This is a genomic window from Devosia nitrariae, assembly GCF_030160115.1.
Lineage (GTDB): Bacteria > Pseudomonadota > Alphaproteobacteria > Rhizobiales > Devosiaceae > Devosia > Devosia nitrariae.
The window spans coordinates 89900-108673 of sequence record NZ_BSNS01000004.1 but is presented as its reverse complement, the minus strand read 5'-3'; the positions used below and the strand labels follow the sequence as shown (position 1 = coordinate 108673).

12 protein-coding genes are annotated in these 18774 nt (G+C 64.4%); 11 read left to right on the top strand and 1 reads right to left on the bottom strand.

The window, feature by feature from the left end; genetic code table 11:
• Nucleotides 1-15: 15 nt before the first annotated feature.
• The 4 genes from QQK18_RS04030 to QQK18_RS04015 all read left to right on the top strand — a co-directional run bounded on the left by QQK18_RS04030 (nt 16) and on the right by QQK18_RS04015 (nt 4798).
• On the top strand, nt 16-741 hold the full coding sequence (locus QQK18_RS04030) for a polysaccharide deacetylase family protein (RefSeq protein WP_284339000.1): 726 nt from the start codon (nt 16-18) through the stop codon (nt 739-741).
• 87 nt (nt 742-828) lie between these two features.
• Complete coding sequence (locus tag QQK18_RS04025) at nt 829-2499, top strand: tetratricopeptide repeat protein (protein WP_284338999.1); 1671 nt, start codon at nt 829-831, stop codon at nt 2497-2499.
• 29 nt (nt 2500-2528) lie between these two features.
• On the top strand, nt 2529-3614 hold the full coding sequence (locus tag QQK18_RS04020) for a GNAT family N-acetyltransferase (protein WP_284338998.1): 1086 nt from the start codon (nt 2529-2531) through the stop codon (nt 3612-3614).
• Nucleotides 3611-4798, top strand: coding sequence for an FAD-dependent monooxygenase (locus QQK18_RS04015; RefSeq protein WP_284338997.1), 1188 nt, complete (start codon nt 3611-3613; stop codon nt 4796-4798). The genes QQK18_RS04020 and QQK18_RS04015 overlap by 4 nt, the downstream gene beginning before the upstream one ends.
• Before the next feature lie 279 nt (nt 4799-5077).
• On the opposite strand, the gene QQK18_RS04010 is transcribed toward QQK18_RS04015, so the two are convergent.
• Nucleotides 5078-6019: a nucleoside hydrolase gene (locus tag QQK18_RS04010; RefSeq protein WP_284338996.1), complete on the bottom strand. Its 942-nt coding sequence runs from the start codon at nt 6017-6019 to the stop codon at nt 5078-5080.
• A 249-nt stretch (nt 6020-6268) separates the two neighbouring features.
• Here QQK18_RS04010 and QQK18_RS04005 point away from each other — a divergent pair, with 249 nt between their 5' ends.
• From QQK18_RS04005 to QQK18_RS03975, 7 genes are all read left to right on the top strand, one after another.
• Nucleotides 6269-7525: an AI-2E family transporter gene (locus QQK18_RS04005; RefSeq protein WP_284338995.1), complete on the top strand. Its 1257-nt coding sequence runs from the start codon at nt 6269-6271 to the stop codon at nt 7523-7525.
• Nucleotides 7526-7608: 83 nt separating this feature from the next.
• Entirely contained in the window at nt 7609-9477 is a 1869-nt protein-coding gene (locus tag QQK18_RS04000; RefSeq protein WP_488798412.1) for a monovalent cation:proton antiporter-2 (CPA2) family protein, read from the top strand.
• A 96-nt stretch (nt 9478-9573) separates the two neighbouring features.
• A complete protein-coding gene (locus QQK18_RS03995; RefSeq protein ID WP_284338994.1) occupies nt 9574-12051 on the top strand; it encodes a glycogen/starch/alpha-glucan phosphorylase in 2478 nt (825 codons plus the stop codon).
• Nucleotides 12052-12148: 97 nt separating this feature from the next.
• On the top strand, nt 12149-14344 hold the full coding sequence (gene glgB / locus QQK18_RS03990) for a 1,4-alpha-glucan branching protein GlgB (RefSeq protein WP_284338993.1): 2196 nt from the start codon (nt 12149-12151) through the stop codon (nt 14342-14344).
• A 45-nt stretch (nt 14345-14389) separates the two neighbouring features.
• Nucleotides 14390-15661, top strand: coding sequence for a glucose-1-phosphate adenylyltransferase (gene glgC / locus QQK18_RS03985; protein ID WP_284338992.1), 1272 nt, complete (start codon nt 14390-14392; stop codon nt 15659-15661).
• Complete coding sequence (gene glgA, locus QQK18_RS03980) at nt 15661-17121, top strand: glycogen synthase GlgA (RefSeq protein WP_284339119.1); 1461 nt, start codon at nt 15661-15663, stop codon at nt 17119-17121. Before glgC ends, glgA begins: the two co-directional genes overlap by 1 nt.
• On the top strand, nt 17102-18733 hold the full coding sequence (locus QQK18_RS03975; RefSeq protein ID WP_284338991.1) for an alpha-D-glucose phosphate-specific phosphoglucomutase: 1632 nt from the start codon (nt 17102-17104) through the stop codon (nt 18731-18733). The genes glgA and QQK18_RS03975 overlap by 20 nt, the downstream gene beginning before the upstream one ends.
• Nucleotides 18734-18774: the final 41 nt, after the last annotated feature.

Genomic DNA, 18774 nt, shown 5'->3' with positions numbered 1-18774 from the left:
GCCTACCGACCCTGGATGGTCTCGCCCAAGCGCTTTGCGCGCCAGATGGCTTACCTCGCCAAGAATGGCTACCGGCCGGTGAGCGCTTCAACCCTGGCTGCCTGCCGTGCAGCCGGAACTCCCCCGAGGCCGGGAACGGTACTCATCACCTTCGATGATGGCCTGCGCGATTTCGTTACTGGCGCGCTTCCTATCCTCAAGCGCTTCGGCTTTCCCGCAACCCTCTTCGTTGTCAGTGGCCATGTGGGGGGAACAAGTCGGTGGTTAAGCAATATCGGCGAAGGTGAGCGTCCGATGCTCAATTGGACGGAACTGCGCGAACTGGGCGAACAGGGCGTCCAATGCGGTGCACACACCAGCAGCCATCCGCAACTGGACCTGCTTTCACCTGCCGCCGCCGCCGATGAGATTGTCCGCAGCAAATCGGCGCTCGAGGACGGGCTCGGCAAACCGATCGATGCGTTCGCCTACCCGCACGGATACGCGACGGCGGCGATCCGGCGGTTTGTGAAGGACATAGGCTTTACCTCCGCGTTCCGCGTAGCCAACGCCCTCAGCTCACCGGAGGAGGATCGTTTCGCTTTATCCAGGATCACGATGCGGGAGGACATGGACGACAACGAGATGGCGCGGCTGCTGTCAGGCCGCACGCTCCGCGTCGCGCCGCCGCCCGATCGTCTGGTTGCCCTCGGCTGGCGCCTTGTACGTCGGCTCCATCACGGTCTTGGTATGCGAGCGTAGCGCCGTCCACGGAGGCTTATCTCGATGCACATCTCCAGGATTTCGCTTTTGGCCGTTCTCCTGCTTGCGACGGTGTCGGGGGGCGCGATGACAGCTGAAGCCCGCGCACCGCAGGGATCCGAGGAACACGCGCGGCCACCGGGAGGTGCCGCAGGCATCGAGGCCGAGGGCCCGTTGACATTGTTCGACGCGGTCGGCGATGCCCTCATCGACCTCGGCGACATGTTCCGGGATGGCCAAGTCGCCCCCGAGGACGGGCGCCGGGCATTCGATTTCTACATAGATCTCGCGGAGTCGGGTGATCCATCGGCCATAACGGTAGTCCTGCCTCCTGGTGCATTCGGGAACACCGCAGCGCCGGTCGCCGTCGACGGCTACAATGCGGCAAAGGCGTACCAAACCGCATTGTCGGTTGGCCAGGTGGAGGGCCTGCTCCGGCTGGGTGATCTCTATCGCGAAGGTGAGGTCGTCCCGCTGAATCTCACGGCGGCCTTTGCGTATTTCAGTCAAGCCGCCGCCGCCGGCAGCCAGACAGGCAAGCTGACCACGGGCGAAATGTTGGCACTCGGGCAAGGCGTTTCACAGGATGTCGAGGCAGGCATAGCCCAGGTGCGCGGGGTTGCGAGCATGGGCAGCGCTTCGGGCCTGGTTCTGTTAGGTGACCTGCTGAGTGGCCGCATCGAAGCCGCTATGGACGTCGAGGAGGCCATCGCCGCCTATGAAAAGGCGGCCTCCATGGGACGTATGGATGCGCTCGTCCGCCTGGGCGATCTATTCAGGAACGGTGCCGCCGTCGACGCCGACCACTCGCGGGCATTCCGTTACTACCGGGAGGCGATGGAGGGTGGAAGTGAGTTGGGGAGGCTGCGTGTGGCGGAACTGCTCGTACGCGGGCAGGGGGTCAAACAGGATGCGGCGGCCGGCCTTGCCTTGATCGAAGCTGCCGCCGAGGCGAGCAATACCGACGCACTCAACCTGCTCGGCGACCTCTTCAGCGAGGGGGTGCGCGGCGCTGTGTCGGTGAATCTGCCGAAGGCTTTGCATTATTTCAATCTGGCTGCGGAGGCGGGAAGTACGACCGGCAAGCTGCGGCTGGGTGAAATGTTGGCTCGTGGAGAAGGTGCTGCGCCGGACCCCGAAAGGGGACTGACTCTCATCCGGGAGATATCAGACACCGGCAGTGCTCGCGCGGCACTTTTGCTGGGTGACCTGCTGACAGATGCGGCAGTGGGCCCGATCGACGCCGTGGCCGCAATTCGTGCTTACGAGCAGGCGGCAGCGCAGGAGGATCCGGTGGCACTGCTGCGCCTCGGCGACCTGCTCAGTGACGGTCGCCTGGTGACGGCGGAAGTGGAGCGCGCCTTCGGCTACTATCGACGCGCCATGACCGCCGGCAGCGAGACCGGCAAACTACGGGTAGGGGAGATGCTGGTCCGTGGCCAGGGCGTCAACAAGGACTATGCTGCGGGTCTGGAACTCGTCGCGGAGGTCGCAGCGTCGGGGCGGAGCAGGGCATACCTGTTGCTGGGCGATCTGTTGGTCGACCCGGACGCGCCAGCGCCGAACGGTGCTGCGGGCGTTGCGGCCTATGAGCGCGCTGCCGCGCTTGGCGAGACATCAGCTTGGCTTCGGCTGGGAGATCTCTTCCGCGATGGGATCGCGGTACCCGCCGACGGCCCGCGCGCCGCCGAATACTATCGCAGGGCTGCGGTGGTCAGGCCCGAGCCTGCCGCCGAAGCGAGCGAACAAAGCCCCTGACTCGGCGAAGGGTTGCATGGGAGAAGACAATGGTGCGCGATGGCTGTTCCGATTGTCAGGCGGTTCTTCCCGTGCCGCGCGAAATCTGGAGGTCGGTGATCGCCGCCGATCCCGACGCCATGCCTTCGCAAAGCCCCGAATGGATCGACGCGGTCTGTGCAGGCGGGCTCTGGCAGGACGTCAGCCGACTTTACGTGAGCGAAACCGGCCGCCGCATCGTGCTGCCGTTGGTGCGCATCGGGCCGGGCCCGTTGGCCAGACTCGCCTCGCCGCGGCGAGGCTGGGGCTATGGCGGGTTGATTGCGGAGGGCGGGGTGTCGGCCGAAGACGTGGTCTTGGTATCGCGCGATCTCGAGATGTGCCGAAAGCTCAGCCTGTGGCTGCGCCCCAACCCGCTGCACGCGCGACTGTGGGATTATTTCTCAAGGACGGCGACGCGAGTTCCTGCGATATCCCATATTGTCGACTTGAACGGCGGGCCGGACGCAGTGCGTTCTCGATTCCATGCGAGCGCCAAAAAGGGCATCAGAACGGCCGAGAAGGCGGGTGTTCGCGTCGAGACGGGCTATGCCGGGGACCTCCTGCCGGTGTTCTACGAGCTCGCGATCAAGGCGCGCGCGCGGTGGGCCAGATGCCAGCATGAACCGGTGTGGCTGGCTCAGCTTCGCGGCCGTGCCCGCGACTCGTTGCACAAGTGGCGGACTATAGCCCGGCATCTCGGCCCAGGGCTGCAGATCACAGTAGCGTCGCACCACGGCAAGCCGGTCGCGGCGGGGATTGTATTGCAGAGCAGCAAGGTGGGACACGGCACCCTCGCGGCGATGGATCCCGAGATGCGTCAGCTCGGCGCCAGCCACCTGCTGAACTGGGTCGTTCTGCAGAACGCCTGCACGGCAGGCGCTCGGTCTTTCCATATGGGCGAGAGCGCGACCCTGGGCGCGGCCGCCTTCAAGGAGAGCTTTGGTGCCCGTCGCTACGTCTTTGAAGAACTTCGCCTCGAGCGCCTTCCGTTCTCTGCGGCGGAGGCCTCACTGCGCAGCGCGGTCAAGGCCATCGTCGGATTTCGTGGCGACGGGCCACCCGAGCGGGCCAATAACGGAGGCGGACCGCCATGAGGATCGCCTGCGTCGGCGGAGGCCCAGCGGGGCTCTACTTTGCCATCCTGATGAAGCGCCGGGACGCGACATCCGAGGTTACGGTCTACGAGCGCAATCCGCCGAAACGGACGCAGGGTTGGGGAGTCGTCTACTGGAACGATCTGGTCGAAAGCCTGCAGGCGGCGGATTCCACCAGCGCTGCGGCGATCTGCGCCAACTCGGTGAAGTGGACAGACCAAGGGTTGCATCTCCGCGGCCGCTGGACCCTGCACAGCGGGCGAGGCGGCTACGGCATTGGTCGCCATAGACTGCTCGAACTGCTCACGGCGCGGGCCATCGAACTCGGCGTGCGGGTGGTCTATGACACAGATATATGCGACGTCAGACAGGTGTGCCACGCGGATCTAGTTGTCGCGGCGGACGGCTCGGGCAGCGCCCTTCGCCGCAACGCCGCCGACCGGTTCAGCACCAGCATTAGCACCGGCCGCAACAAATACATCTGGCTCGGTAGCACCAAGGTGCTCGATACCTTCACCTTTGCGCTGGTCCGGACACCCGCCGGATGGATCTGGTTCCACGGCTATGCCCACGATGGCGAGACCAGCACCTGCGTAGTCGAGTGCCCGCCCGAGACCTGGAGCGGTCTCGGCTTCGACCGCTGCGACGCTCGGCAGGCGGTCGACATGCTCGAGCCGCTGTTCGCTGACGTGCTCGAGGATCACCCGCTGCTGCTGGGCGAATCCTCCTGGCTGAACTTCCGGACCGTGCGGAACGAGCATTGGCATGACGGCAATCTGGTGCTGATGGGAGACGCCGCTCATACCACCCACTTCACTATCGGCTCGGGCACCAAGCTGGCCCTGCAGGACGCAATTGCCCTCTCGGAGAGCCTCGGGGAGCACCACGACCTCGAGACCGCGTTGTCGGCCTACGGTCAGGGTCGTCGCGAAGCACTCCGCCAGCCGCAGAGCGAAGCGCGGTGCAGCGCCGCGTGGTTTGAGAACATCGAACGTTATGTGGGTCTCGGCGACATCCAGCTGTTCCTGCTGCTGCGGGAACGCCGGTCACCGCTCCTGGCCCGCATTCCGCCGCTGCTCTACTACCGCCTGCACATGCTGGCCGAGAAAGTCCCGGCCCTGCGGCGGCTACGGCGTTGGATCGGCCCGCCTGCCCGCGCAGTCTATAGCCGTTGGCGTTACTGACCGGTCCCCAGCGGGGTCCACAGGTTCCCACCCGAGACGAGAACGAAGAGCCAATGCTACGAACCCCTTCTCATTCTCCTATTTTAGTCATGAGCGCGTAGCACGTCGTCGACGTCAAGGGGACCGTTTGCGCCTCAACGGAGGTTTCTGGTGACGACGGAAATGGAGCGCGGCCACCATCGATGCGCATGGCGGCGCCAGGCTGCAGGTCTCTAGCCGAGCCCCCTCGTCTCAATCTCACGAAAGGGCGGGCCGCCGACCCGCCGAGGAGCATGATATCTAGGGCAGCCGCGCCAGCCTTTCGGTGAGGAGGCGATAAAAGCCGTCGGCATCGGCCGCGCGCAGGAAATTGACGTTGCGCGGCCGGTCGGTGATCAGCCAGTAGTCGGCCACGGTCATGCCCATGGTCAGTTCGCTCGCCGTCTCGATGGTCACGTTGCACTGGCGGCCGGAAAAGAGCTCGGGCTCGAGCAGCCAGGCGATAACGGTCGGGTCGTGAAGTGGGGCGCCCTTGGCGTCGTATTTGGCGAGGTCGAAGCGCTCGGAGAACTCGAGCATCTGGGCAACCGAAATTCCAGTATGGTTGCCGAGGCCGGCGATAGCCGCCAGCCGCTCGCTCGTGGTCAGTACCTGGTGGGTGACGTCGAGCGGCAACATGGTGAGCGGCGCGTCGCAACGCATGACGATGTCGGCGGCTTCGGGATCGACGTAGATATTGAATTCGGCCGTCGGCGTGATGTTGCCGACCTCGAAATAGGCGCCACCCATCATGACGATCTCGGCAATGCGCGAGGCGATGTGCGGCTCCTTGACGAGGGCCATGGCGATGTTGGTGAGGGGCCCGAGCGTGCAGAGGGTGATGGTGCCGGGCTCTGCGGCCATCAGCGTGTCGATGATGAAGTCGACGCCATGCTGCGGCTGGAGGGCGATCTGCGGCTCGGGGAGCGTGGGGCCGTCGAGCCCGGTGACGCCATGGACGTGCTCGGCGGTGACCAGCTTGCGGCGCATCGGACGCGAGCAGCCGGCATAGACGGGGATATCGGTGCGCCCGGAGAGTTCGACGACCTTGAGCGCATTGTTGGCATTGCGCTCGAGCCCGACATTGCCGGCGACCGCCACGATACCAAGGATGTCCAGCTCAGCGGGCGAGGCGAGGGCGAGGAGGATGGCGACAGCATCGTCCTGGCCAGGATCGGTGTCGATGATGATCTTGCGGGGCATGGCGGGTCCTGCGATTCGTATCCGGCAGAGACTAGAGTGCGATACGATTTGATGGAATCAAATCGCGCGCCCTAACGTTCTGGTCTCGCGGGATTCTTCGCAATGACAGATCCCTGTCGTGAGTCAACGACGGGACAAGCTCCTTTCGCTCCCGCATCTGGAGGAGTTCTCGAGCCGGGAACGTGGGGGGAACGAACCCCCCAATCGCCGCGTTGATGGGCACTCGATTTCAACTACGGGGCCACCAGCATGGCGCGACGCGTTGGGGGCGTTGCCACACCAATGTCGGAAAATCAGTTCGAGCGCTTGCTGGCCAACACGGCTCGCCTTGCGATCGTTGCGACAGGTCTCGTGGTCGTTCTCGTTGCCCTGCAGGCGGGGCAGATGTTCCTGGCGCCAGTGACGGTCGCGGTGGTCACGGGCCTGATGTTCGGGCCACTCGCCGACTGGCTGGAGGCGCGGGGGGTACCCTCGGCGCTCTCGGCGGGCATCGTCGTCCTCACCCTCATCGCACTGATTCTGACCGGTGCAGCACTCTTTTCGGTGCCACTGGCTGAATGGGTGGAGCGAGCCCCCGCCATCTGGGAGAAGCTGCAACGCGAGCTTGCCAACTGGCAGGGGGCATTCGAATCCCTGGGCTCCGTTCAGGAGGAGCTGAGTGGCGTTTTCGGGCAAAGCACGCGAATGGAGGTAAGGGTCGAAGACGAAAACGCGGTAACGACGGTAGCGCTTCTGGCGCCCGCGATCCTCGCGCAGTTCGCCATCTTCCTCGCGAGCCTTTATTTCTTCGTCGCCACGCGCGATCATATCCGCATCTCGGTGCTGGCGCTGTGCGTCAGCCGCCGGATGCGCTGGCGCACCGCGCATATGTTCCGTGACGTCGAGGCCAAGGTGTCGCGGTATCTCATCTCGATCACCATCATCAATGTCAGTGTCGGCGTTGTCGTCTCCATCCTCATGTGGGCCATCGGCATGCCCTCGCCGCTGCTCTGGGGCGCGTTAGCGGCGGTGCTCAACTACATTCCCTATGTGGGCATGGCGGTGATGTGGGTCATTCTGCTGGCGGTCGGGCTTGGTACGCGCACAGGGGTCGAGCAGATCCTCCTGCCGGTCGGCTGCTACATGGTGATCAACTTCCTCGAAGGTCAGCTGATCACGCCGCATTTCATCGGACGGGCGATGACCCTCAACCCGTTCGTCATCTTCCTTTCCATCACCTTCTGGCTCTGGGCCTGGGGACCGGTCGGCGGCGTGATCGCGGTTCCGGCCCTGCTCATCGGGCAGTCGGTGCTGGCACATGTGCTCCCGAGCCGGCCGGTCAAGCCCTTGCGCCCTGTGCGGCGCACGCGCGACATGAGTCGCCGCGAGGAAGTGCTCGCCAACGCCGCGCAGGCCATCCGCGAGCGGAAGGCCGAGAAGGCCGAAAAGGACGAGGAGCGTCTTCCCGAGCGATTGGTGCCATCAGGCGGCACTGCGCCCAGCGGCGTCGAGCCGGGGCACAGTTGACGACTTGACTGTGCCGGGGGCTGGCCCCAACACTTCGGCAAAGACCGCCATCGGGCGGTCGACAGCCTCCGGAGCCCTCCTCAGTGGACCCAGAAACCCTTTCGCACGCGGTCGAAGCCGCTACCCATGCCGCCGATGCCTCGCATGGCGAGGTCGACCTCGTCCCCATCGTCGTGCTGCTGGCCGCAGCCGTGTTTGCCGTGCCGGTGTTCAAGCGGCTCGGCCTCGGCACGGTCCTTGGCTATCTCGCCGCCGGACTCCTGCTCGGGCCGTCGGGCGTCGGCCTCATCAGTGATCCGCAGAGCGTCCTTCATGCCGCCGAGCTCGGCGTTGTCATGTTCCTCTTTATCATCGGGCTCGAGATGGAGCCGAACCGGCTCTGGTCGCTGCGCAGACAGATCTTCGGGCTCGGGGTCATTCAGGTCGCGGTTTGCGGAGCGCTGTTGACGGGCATCGGCATCCTGATCGGCTTTGCGCCGGCTGTCGCCTTCGTCTTCGGCATGGGATTCGTTCTGACCTCAACGGCGATCGTCATGCAGATCCTGGGCGAAGCCAACCAGCTTTCCACCGACAGCGGGCAGAAGATCGTCTCGGTGCTGCTGTTTGAGGACCTCGCCATCGTGCCCCTGCTGGCGGTTATCGCCATCCTTGCGCCTTCGACAGGCGAAGTCAGCATGGTTACGCGCCTGACCGGCATCGGCCTGGCGCTGGGTGCCGTCGCGGTCATCATTTTCCTCGGACAGCGGATCATGAACCCGCTGTTTTCGCTGCTCGCCAACGCCAAGATCCGTGAGGTGATGACGGCGGCAGCCCTGCTCGTGGTGCTGGGCGCAGCGCTGCTGATGCAGGTGGTGGGCCTGTCGATGGCAATGGGCGCCTTCCTCGCCGGTGTGCTGCTTTCGACCTCGACGTTCCGCAATCAGCTCGAGGCGGATGTCGAACCCTTTCGCGGCATCCTCTTAGGTCTCTTCTTTCTCGCCGTCGGCATGTCGCTCGACCTCTCGGTCGTTGCGGTCAACTGGCAGATCATCGCCCTCAGCGTTATCGTCTACATGCTGGTCAAGGCGCTGGCGATCTACCTCATTGCGCGTCTGCTGCGGTCAAGTCACGTGGAGGCGTTGAAGCGGGCGGTGCTGATGAGCCAGGGCGGCGAGTTCGCCTTCGTCCTCTATACGACGGCCGCCTCGAGCGGGCTGATCGATGGACCGACCAACGCCATCTTCACCGCCACCGTCATCGTCTCGATGGTGCTTACCCCGTTCGCGCTCATCGGCCTGCGTTATGCAATACCCAAGCCGGTGCAGTCGCTCGACGGCGTCGAGGTCGCCGAGGACCTGAGCGAGCGCATCCTGCTCATCGGCTTCGGCCGTTTCGGACAAATCGCCAGCCAGTCTCTGCTGGGGCAGGGACACTCGATCTCGATCATCGACAACGATGTCGAGATGATCGAGGCGGCGGCAACTTTCGGCTTCAAGGTCTATTACGGGGACGGCACCCGGCTCGACATCCTGAGAGCTGCGGGTGCGCCCAATGCCGATCTCGTCCTGATCTGCACGGACAACAAGGAGGCCACCAGCCGGATCGCCGAGCTGATGCGCAGCGAGTTCCCGCTGGTCAAGGTGATGGCGCGCTCGTTCGACCGTGTGCACGCGATGGAACTGCGCCGAATCGGCGTCGAGTACGAGCTGCGCGAGGTGTTCGAGTCGGCGATCACCTTCGGGGCCCAAGCGATACGCGAGCTCGGCGCGAGCGAAGACGAGATCAGGGACGTGGTCGCCGGGGTGCGTAGCCGCGACAGGCAGCGCTTCGAGGCGCAGCTCCTGGGGGCGGCCGATGCGGAGCTTGGCCTCTTGCTTTCCAACGCGGTCGAGCAAGCGCGAGAGGGCGGGGTGGAGCCGCAGACGGTCCGTCCGGCAGTGCCCGACAGGGCCGCGCCGACGCAGTCGGCGTAATCGCGGTGGCGGCGAAAGGGGCTTCCGCCTGCACAAATTAAGTGCAAGAGTGGCAGCACTAGAGGGGAACATCGTCATGATACCGGAATTGCGACAATGCCGCAAAAACCTATCGTCTACGACGCTCCCACGCCCGAACCGCGTGCGGTCACGGTAGAGGCTCTTCAGGCTGAAATTCTCGAAAAGCTGACTTATTCCATCGGCAAGGATCCGATCGTCGCGCGGCGCCACGACTGGCTCGCGGCTACGATCTATGCCGTGCGCGACCGCATCATGGACCGCTGGATGGAGTCTTCGCGCGACACCTGGCGTACGTCCAACAAGCGCGTCTACTATTTGAGCCTCGAATTCCTCATCGGCCGGCTGATGCGCGATGCCATGAGCAATGTCGGGCTGATGGACACGGTGCGCGAGGCCCTCAACAACCTCAATGTCGAGCTCGACGACCTCATCGATCTCGAGCCGGACGCGGCGCTCGGTAATGGGGGGCTCGGGCGGCTGGCGGCATGTTTCATGGAATCGATGTCGACGCTGCAGATCCCGGCCTATGGCTACGGCATCCGCTACGCCCATGGGCTCTTCCGCCAGGAGATGAGCGAGGGCTGGCAGGTGGAGTTGCCCGAGGACTGGCTGGCGCACGGCAATCCCTGGGAGTTCGAGCGGCGCGAGAGCGCCTACGAGATCGGCTTCGGCGGACATGTGGAGCCGGTGACGGACCCCGACGGCACGCTGCGCCAGGAATGGAGGCCGAACGATCACCTGCTCGCGGTCGCCTACGATACGCCGATCGTCGGCTGGCGTGGAGCGCGGGTCAACACGCTGCGGCTGTGGAGCGCGCAGCCGATCGACCCTATCCTTCTCGACAAGTTCAACTCGGGCGACCATATCGGTGCGCTCGAGGAAAGCTCCCGGGCCGAGGCCATCACCCGCGTTCTCTATCCCGCGGACGCGACGGTGGCCGGCCAGGAACTGCGACTGCGACAAGAGTTCTTCTTTTCGTCGGCTTCGCTGCAGGACATCGTGCGGCGGCATCTCCAGCAATATGGGGACCTGGGCTCGCTGCCCGACAAGGTCGCGGTCCAGCTCAACGACACGCATCCGGCCATCGCGATCGCCGAGATGATGCGCATCCTTGTCGACCTCAACGGCATGCGCTGGGCCGAGGCCTGGAAGCTGACGAGGGGCGTGTTCTCCTATACAAACCACACGCTGCTGCCCGAGGCGCTGGAGAGCTGGCCGGTGGCGCTGCTCGAGCGATTGCTGCCGCGCCACATGCAGATCATCTACGCCATCAACGCGGACGTGCTGACCGAAGCGCGCCAGCGCGCCAAGTTCGATGACCAGCAGATCGCCAATGTCTCGCTCATCGACGAGCACGGCGGCCGGCGGGTGCGTATGGGGCAACTGGCGTTCGTCGGTTCCCATTCGATCAACGGCGTCTCGGCGCTTCATACCGAACTGATGAAGCAGACGGTCTTTGCGGACCTGCACAAGCTCTACCCGGAACGCATCAACAACAAGACCAACGGCATCACGCCGCGGCGCTGGCTGATGCAATGCAATCCGGGGCTGACGCGGCTCATCACCGAGCGGATCGGACCCGACTTCCTCGACGATATCGACAAGCTCAGGGGTCTCGACGCGCATGCGGACGATCCGACGTTCCAGGAGCAGTTCGCCAGGGTCAAGACAGTCAAAAAGGCGCGGCTGGCCAAGCTGATAAAGGATCGGCTGGGGGTTACGGTTTCCGAGGGGGCGCTGTTCGATGTGCAGATCAAGCGCATCCACGAATACAAGCGCCAGCTCCTCAACATCATCCAGGCCGTCGCCGCCTATGACGAGATCCGAGCTCATCCGGAAAAGGATTGGGTGCCGCGGGTCAAGGTGTTCGCCGGCAAGGCGGCGCCCAGCTACTGGAATGCCAAGCTTATCATCAAGCTGATCAACGATGTGGGCAAGGTCATCAACAACGATCCGGCCGTGCGTGGGCTTTTGAAGGTGGTGTTCCTGCCCAACTACAACGTTTCCGTGGCCGAGATCATCGTGCCGGCAGCCGACCTTTCCGAGCAGATCTCGACGGCGGGCATGGAGGCCTCTGGCACCGGCAACATGAAGTTCATGGCCAACGGCGCCATCACCATCGGTACGATGGACGGGGCGAACGTCGAGATGCACAAGGAGGTCGGGGCCGACAACATCGTCATCTTCGGCCTCTCGACCGAGCAGGTGGCCGAAAAGCGCGCCAAGAGCGAGGTGCCGAGGGCGGCGATCGACAGGTCGCCGCGCCTCAAGGAGGCCCTCGATTCCATCGCCTCGGGCGTGTTCTCGCCCGACGATCCCAACCGCTACCGCGACCTTATCGGCGGGCTCTACGACCACGACTGGTTCATGGTTGCGCGCGATTTCGACTCCTACTCGGCCGCGCAGCGCCAGGTCGACGCGCTTTGGCTCGACAGGGCGAGGTGGAACCGGATGGCAATCCACAACACTGCCCGTGTCGGTTTCTTCTCGTCGGACCGCACCATCCGCCAGTATGCCGAGGATATCTGGGGGTTAGCCATCGCAAACCAGTAGCCGACATCCGCGTGCGTACCGGCCGAGGGCGGACGCATGAGGGGCCAAGCCCGCTGCCCTGACAGGCGGGCGAACACCACGAGCGGGGGAAGTGTTCGTGAGCAACGAGAACTGGCAAGCCGATACGCGCGAGATCGAAGCCGTCGTCAGCGGCACGCATGGCGATGCGTTCGCCTTCCTGGGGCTGCACGAAGTCGACGGTGCACGGGTGCTGAGGGCATTCGTGCCGCATGCGGAAACGCTGACCGCCTTTACGCTCGACGGCACGCGGCTAGGTCCCCTGATTCCGCGTCATCCCGGTGGGTTTTTCGAGGGCAAGGTCGAGATCGAGAACCGGCAGCCGGTCCGCTATCGGGCCGCCAACGCGGGCGGTGAGTGGGACGTCTACGACCCCTATAGCTTCGGTCCGGTGCTGGGACCGATGGACGACTACTATATCGGCGAGGGCAGTCACCTGCGGCTCTTCGACAGGCTTGGCGCCCACGAGATGGAGTTCGAAGGCATCCACGGCACGCACTTCGCCGTCTGGGCGCCCAATGCCCGGCGCGTCTCGGTGGTGGGGCCCTTCAATGACTGGGACGGACGGCGGCATCCCATGCGCAAACGCCGCGATACCGGCATCTGGGAAGTGTTCATTCCCATCCTCGGCACCGGCACGATCTACAAGTACGAAATCGTGGGCGCGGACGGAACGACGTTGCCCCTGAAGGCGGATCCCTTTGCCCGCCAATCGGAACTGCGGCCCCGCACAGCCTCGGTCGTCCCCGACCCGACCGAGTTCACCTGGACGGACGCGGCCTATCTCGAGGAGCGCGCGCGCCGGGACTGGCGGCGCAGCCCCATGTCCATCTACGAGGTGCACCTGGGGTCCTGGCGGCGGCGGCCGGACGGAACGTTCCTCGACTACGGCCAGCTTGCCGACCAGCTCGTCCCTTATGCGGCCGACATGGGTTACACACATATCGAGCTTCTGCCGATTTCCGAGCACCCCTACGATCCCAGCTGGGGTTACCAGCCGACCGGCCTATACGCCCCGACGGCCCGGTTCGGCGATCCGGCGGGGTTCGCCTGGTTCGTGGACACCGCGCACAATGCCGGGCTCGGCGTCATTCTCGACTGGGTCCCGGCGCATTTTCCGACCGACGAGCATGGGCTCAGCCATTTCGACGGCACCGCGCTTTACGAACACGCCGATCCGCGGCAGGGCTACCATCCCGACTGGAACACGGCGATCTATAATTTCGGGCGGCGGGAGGTTGAATCCTACCTTCTCAACAACGCGTTGTTTTGGCTGGAGAAATTCCACATCGACGGGCTGCGCGTCGATGCGGTGGCCTCTATGCTCTATCTCGACTATTCGCGTCAGCATGGGCAGTGGGTGCCAAACAAGTTCGGAGGCAACGAGAACGTCGAGGCGGTCGAGTTCCTCAAGAGGGTCAATAGCGAGACCTACCGGCAGCACCCGGGCACGTTCATGATCGCCGAGGAATCGACCGCGTGGCCCGGGGTCTCGGCGCCGGTTCACAATGGCGGGCTCGGCTTCGGTTTCAAGTGGAACATGGGGTTCATGAACGACACGTTGCGCTACATGAGCCGCGAAACCATCCACCGGCGCTATCACCACAACGACATGACTTTCGGGACGATCTATGCGTTCTCGGAGAACTTCGTCCTGCCAATCAGCCACGACGAGGTGGTGCACGGCAAAGGTTCGATGCTCACCAAGATGCCCGGTGACGACTGGCAGCAGTTCGCCAACCTTCGTGCCTATTACGGCTTCATGTGGGGGCATCCGGGCAAGAAGCTCCTGTTCATGGGCCAGGAATTCGCCCAGCGCGAGGAGTGGAACGAGGGCAAGGCGCTCGACTGGTTCCTGCTCGATGCCGGCATGCACGAGGGGGTGCGGCGGCTGATCACCGATCTCAATGGGGCCTATCGCGAGCTGCCGGCGCTCCATGCGCGCGACTGCGAGCCGGAAGGGTTCGAGTGGATCATCGGCAACGACCATCAGAATTCCGTCTTCGCCTGGGTCCGGCGGTCGGAGAACGCCGAACCGGTGGTCGTCGTTTGCAACTTCACGCCGGTCCCGCGTGACGATTACGTGGTGCCGATGCCTCTGGTGGGCAAATGGGTCGAAAGGATCAACACGGACGCCGGCTGGTATGGCGGGTCCAACAGCGGCAATCAGGGGGCGGTGGTCGCATCTGCCGTTGAGGGAGGGCACATGCCCGCGGAAGCGACGCTTTATCTGCCGCCGCTGTCGACGCTCATTCTGAAATACGAGAACGAATAGGCGCCATACGTTCCGGAACAATCCGGGCATCCGAGGAGGGTTTAAATGGCAGATTATCGTACACCGTCGCCGCTAGCCCGTGAGGCCATGGCGTATGTCCTGGCCGGCGGCCGGGGCACGCGCCTGCTGGAGCTGACTGACCGGCGCGCCAAGCCCGCAGTCTATTTCGGCGGCAAATCCCGCATCATAGATTTCGCGCTTTCGAATGCCATCAATTCGGGCATCCGCCGCATCTCGGTCGCCACCCAATATCAGGCGCATAGCCTCATCCGCCATCTGCAACGCGGCTGGAACTTCCTGCGGCCCGAACGAAACGAAAGCTTCGACATCCTGCCAGCCAGCCAGCGGGTCAAGGAGGACATGTGGTACGCCGGCACGGCCGACGCGGTCTACCAGAACATGGACATCATCGAGGACTACGGCGCGCGCTACATCGTGATCCTGGCCGGCGACCACATCTACAAGATGGATTATGAGATCATGCTGCGCCAGCACGTCGATACCGGTGCGGACGTGACCATCGGGTGCCTCGAGGTGCCGCGCATGGAAGCCACGGCCTTCGGCGTGATGCATGTCGACGGACGCGACCGGGTCGTCGATTTCATCGAGAAACCCAAGGATCCGCCGGGCATCCCTGACAAGCCCGATCACGCGCTGGCCTCCATGGGCATCTACGTGTTCGAGACACGGTTCCTCATGGAGCAACTGCGCCGCGATGCGGCAACGGAAGGCTCGAACCGGGATTTCGGCAAGGACCTGATTCCTTATATCGTCAAGAACGGCACGGCCTGGGCGCATCGCTTCCCGCGCTCGTGCGTTCGCTCGACAAACGAGGAGGTCTCCTACTGGCGGGACGTGGGTACGGTCGATGCCTACTGGAAGGCCAATATCGACCTCACCGACATCACGCCTCAGCTCGATCTCTACGACCGCGACTGGCCGATCTGGACCTACGCCGAAATCACGCCACCCGCCAAATTCGTCCACGACTACGACGGGCGTCGCGGATCGGCGGTGAATTCGCTGGTCTCGGGCGATTGCATCGTCTCGGGCGGCCATCTCAACCGGACGCTCCTTTCGACCGGCTCGCGCGTGCACTCCTATTCCGAGCTGAACGAGGCGGTGGTGCTGCCCTATTGCGACATCGGGCGCGGTGCGCGGTTGAGCAAGGTTGTGGTCGATCGCGGCGTCAACATCCCTGAAGGCCTGGTGATCGGCGAGGACCCGGAGTTCGACGGGGAATGGTTCCGCCGCACCGAGGACGGCGTCACCCTCATTACCCAGTCCATGATCGACAAGTACCTGGCCAATCGATGATCGAAGTCCTCTCGGTCGCCTCGGAGGTCTACCCGCTGATCAAGACCGGCGGGCTGGCCGATGTGGCCGGTGCGCTGCCGGCCGCGCTCGCTGAGCGAGGCATTTCCGTGCGCACACTTATTCCCGGCTATCCGGCGGTCACCGGCGGGATTTCCGGCGGGCGGGTCGTCGCCGAGTTCGGCGCCCTCTTCGGCGGCGAGGCACGCGTGATCGCGGCGCGGGCCGGGGGACTCGACCTCATCGTCCTCGATGCGCCCTACCTCTTCGACCGTCCCGGTAACCCCTATATGAGTCCCGACGGGTGGGACTGGCCCGACAACTGGCGGCGGTTTGCGGCGCTCTCGTGGGTTGCGCACGAACTGGCCGTCGGGCTCGTGGAGGGCTACCGGCCGCAGGTGCTGCACGCGCACGACTGGACGGCGGGCCTGGTGCCGGCCTATGTCAAATATGGGCCGTCGGACCGGATCAAGACGGTGATGACCATCCACAACCTGGCGTTCCAGGGCACGTTTGGCGCCGACATCTTCACCCAGTTGCGCCTGCCGTCGCATGCCTTCTCGATGGAGGGGGTCGAATACTACGGAGGCGTTGGCTATCTGAAGTCCGGCCTCGAGTGCGCCGATATCGTCACCACGGTCAGCCCGACCTACGCGGCCGAAATCCGTACGCCCGCCTTCGGCATGGGTCTCGACGGGCTGTTGGAAAACCGCTCCGAGACCGTGTTCGGTGTGCTCAACGGCATCGATGTCACGGCCTGGGATCCGGCGACGGACGCATCGCTGGCGCAGACGTATACGGCCAGTACAACACACAAGCGCATCGCCAACAAAATGGCACTGCAGGAGGCGTTCGGGCTAGAGGTCGCCAACGCGCCGCTCTTTGGTGTCGTTAGCCGCCTGACCTGGCAGAAGGGCATCGACCTGCTTGTTGCGTGCGTCGACGCTCTGGTGGCGCAAGGCGCGCAGCTGGCAGTGCTTGGCTCGGGCGAGACCGAGCTCGAGAATGGCTTGCGCGCGGCGGCCATGCGCCATCCGGGCAAGGTCGGCATCGTCACGCGCTACGATGAAAGGCTCAGCCACCTGGTACAGGGCGGAGCGGACGTGGTGATGGTGCCTTCGCGCTTCGAGCCGTGCGGACTGACGCAGCTCTATGCGCTGCGCTATGGCGCCATTCCGCTGGTCAGCCGCGTGGGCGGGCTCAACGATACGGTGATCGATGCCAACGTCGCGGCGCTCTATGCCGGGGTTGCGACCGGCATCCAGTTCGCCCCGCCGGACGAACACGCGCTGGCCGATGCCATACGACGCGCGCTCGACCTCTACCGGCAACCGGAGAGCTGGAAGAAGATGCAGCGCCGGGGCATGAAATCCGACGTCTCCTGGGAGACGAGCGCGGCCCGCTATGCCGATATCTACGCGAACCTCTTGGGACTGAAGGACTATGACGATCAGAACGGTTGAGACCACGCCCTATGCCGACCAGAAACCCGGGACCTCGGGGCTGCGGAAACGGGTCACGGTCTACCAGCAGCCCAACTATGTCGAGAACTACATCCAGGCGATCTTCGACAGTCTCGAGGGCTTCGAAGGCCAGACGCTGGTGATCGGCGGGGACGGGCGCTATTACAACGACGTCGCCATCCAGACGGCGATCAAGATCGCCGCCGCCAACGGTTTCGGACGGGTGCTGGTGGGGCAGGGCGGGTTGCTGTCGACGCCGGCGGCCAGCCACGTCATCCGTCATCACGGGGCATTCGGCGGGCTGGTGCTCTCGGCCAGCCACAATCCCGGTGGGCCGGACGGGGATTTCGGCATCAAGTACAACGTCTCCAACGGCGGACCGGCGCCCGAGAAGATCACGGATGAAGTGTTCGAGCGCACCAAGGTCATCACCAGCTACAGGATTGCCGAGGCGAGCGATGTGGATCTCTCGACGCTTGGCACCCAGAGTGTCGGTGAGATGGCGGTCGAGGTGATCGATCCGGTCGCCGACTATGCCGAGCTGATGGAGACCCTCTTCGACTTCGGTGCGATCCGCGACCTCTTCGCCTCGGGCTTTCGAATGAAGTTCGACGCGCTCCACGCCATCACCGGTCCCTATGCCAAGACGATCCTCGAGGGCAAGCTCGGCGCGCCGGCGGGGACGGTGGTCAATGGCGTGCCCTCGCCCGATTTCGGCGGTGGGCACCCGGACCCCAATCTCGTCTACTGCAAGGACCTCTACGATGAGCTGATGGCACCCGACGGCCTCGATTTCGGCGCGGCTTCGGACGGGGACGGCGACCGCAACCTCATCATCGGCAAGGGCCGGTTCGTGACGCCCTCGGATTCGCTGGCGCTGCTGGCGGCCAATGCGCATCTGGCGCCGGGCTACAAGGCGGGCATAGCCGGCATCGCCCGATCCATGCCGACCAGTGCGGCGGCCGACCGGGTCGCGCAAAAACTGGGCGTCGAGATGCACGAGACGCCGACCGGCTGGAAGTTCTTCGGCAATTTGCTGGACGCCGGGCGCGTGACCATCTGCGGCGAGGAGAGTGCGGGCACGGGCTCCAATCACGTACGCGAGAAGGACGGTCTCTGGGCTGTGCTCCTCTGGCTCAACATCCTTGCGGTCAGGAAGCAGAGCGTCGACGAGATTGTTACCGAGCACTGGGCGACTTATGGGCGCAACTACTATACGCGGCACGACTATGAGGAAGTCGACGCAACCGTCGCCAACCAGCTCATGGACGACCTGCGCAGCAAGCTGCCGGGCCTCAGGGGTCAGAGCTTCGACGATCTCCAGATCGTCTATGCCGACGATTTCGCCTATGCCGATCCGGTCGACGGATCGGTGGCGCGGAAGCAAGGCGTTCGCATCGGCTTCGAGGACGGCTCGCGCATCGTCGCGCGTCTCTCGGGCACGGGCACCGTCGGAGCGACGCTGCGGGTTTACCTCGAGCGCTACGAAGCCGTTAGCGGGCGCCACGATCTCGAAACGCAGACGGCGCTGGCATCGCTCGTCCAGACCGCCGAGGTGCTGACGCAAATCAAGCAGAGAACAGGACGTAGTGAGCCAAGCGTTATTACCTGAGACGAGCCCCTCCACCAAACCCAGGCTTGTGCCCGGCGGCG

What these genes read in the sequence shown, in the direction of transcription:
- QQK18_RS04030 (WP_284339000.1), top strand. Translation starts at nt 16, where the DNA reads ATGGTCTCGCCCAAGCGCTTTGCGCGCCAGATGGCTTACCTCGCCAAG.
- QQK18_RS04025 (WP_284338999.1), top strand. Translation starts at nt 829, where the DNA reads ATGACAGCTGAAGCCCGCGCACCGCAGGGATCCGAGGAACACGCGCGG.
- QQK18_RS04020 (WP_284338998.1), top strand. Translation starts at nt 2,529, where the DNA reads ATGGTGCGCGATGGCTGTTCCGATTGTCAGGCGGTTCTTCCCGTGCCG.
- QQK18_RS04015 (WP_284338997.1), top strand. Translation starts at nt 3,611, where the DNA reads ATGAGGATCGCCTGCGTCGGCGGAGGCCCAGCGGGGCTCTACTTTGCC.
- QQK18_RS04010 (WP_284338996.1), bottom strand. Translation starts at nt 6,019, where the DNA reads ATGCCCCGCAAGATCATCATCGACACCGATCCTGGCCAGGACGATGCT.
- QQK18_RS04005 (WP_284338995.1), top strand. Translation starts at nt 6,269, where the DNA reads ATGGCGCGACGCGTTGGGGGCGTTGCCACACCAATGTCGGAAAATCAG.
- QQK18_RS03995 (WP_284338994.1), top strand. Translation starts at nt 9,574, where the DNA reads ATGCCGCAAAAACCTATCGTCTACGACGCTCCCACGCCCGAACCGCGT.
- glgC (WP_284338992.1), top strand. Translation starts at nt 14,390, where the DNA reads ATGGCAGATTATCGTACACCGTCGCCGCTAGCCCGTGAGGCCATGGCG.
- QQK18_RS03975 (WP_284338991.1), top strand. Translation starts at nt 17,102, where the DNA reads ATGACGATCAGAACGGTTGAGACCACGCCCTATGCCGACCAGAAACCC.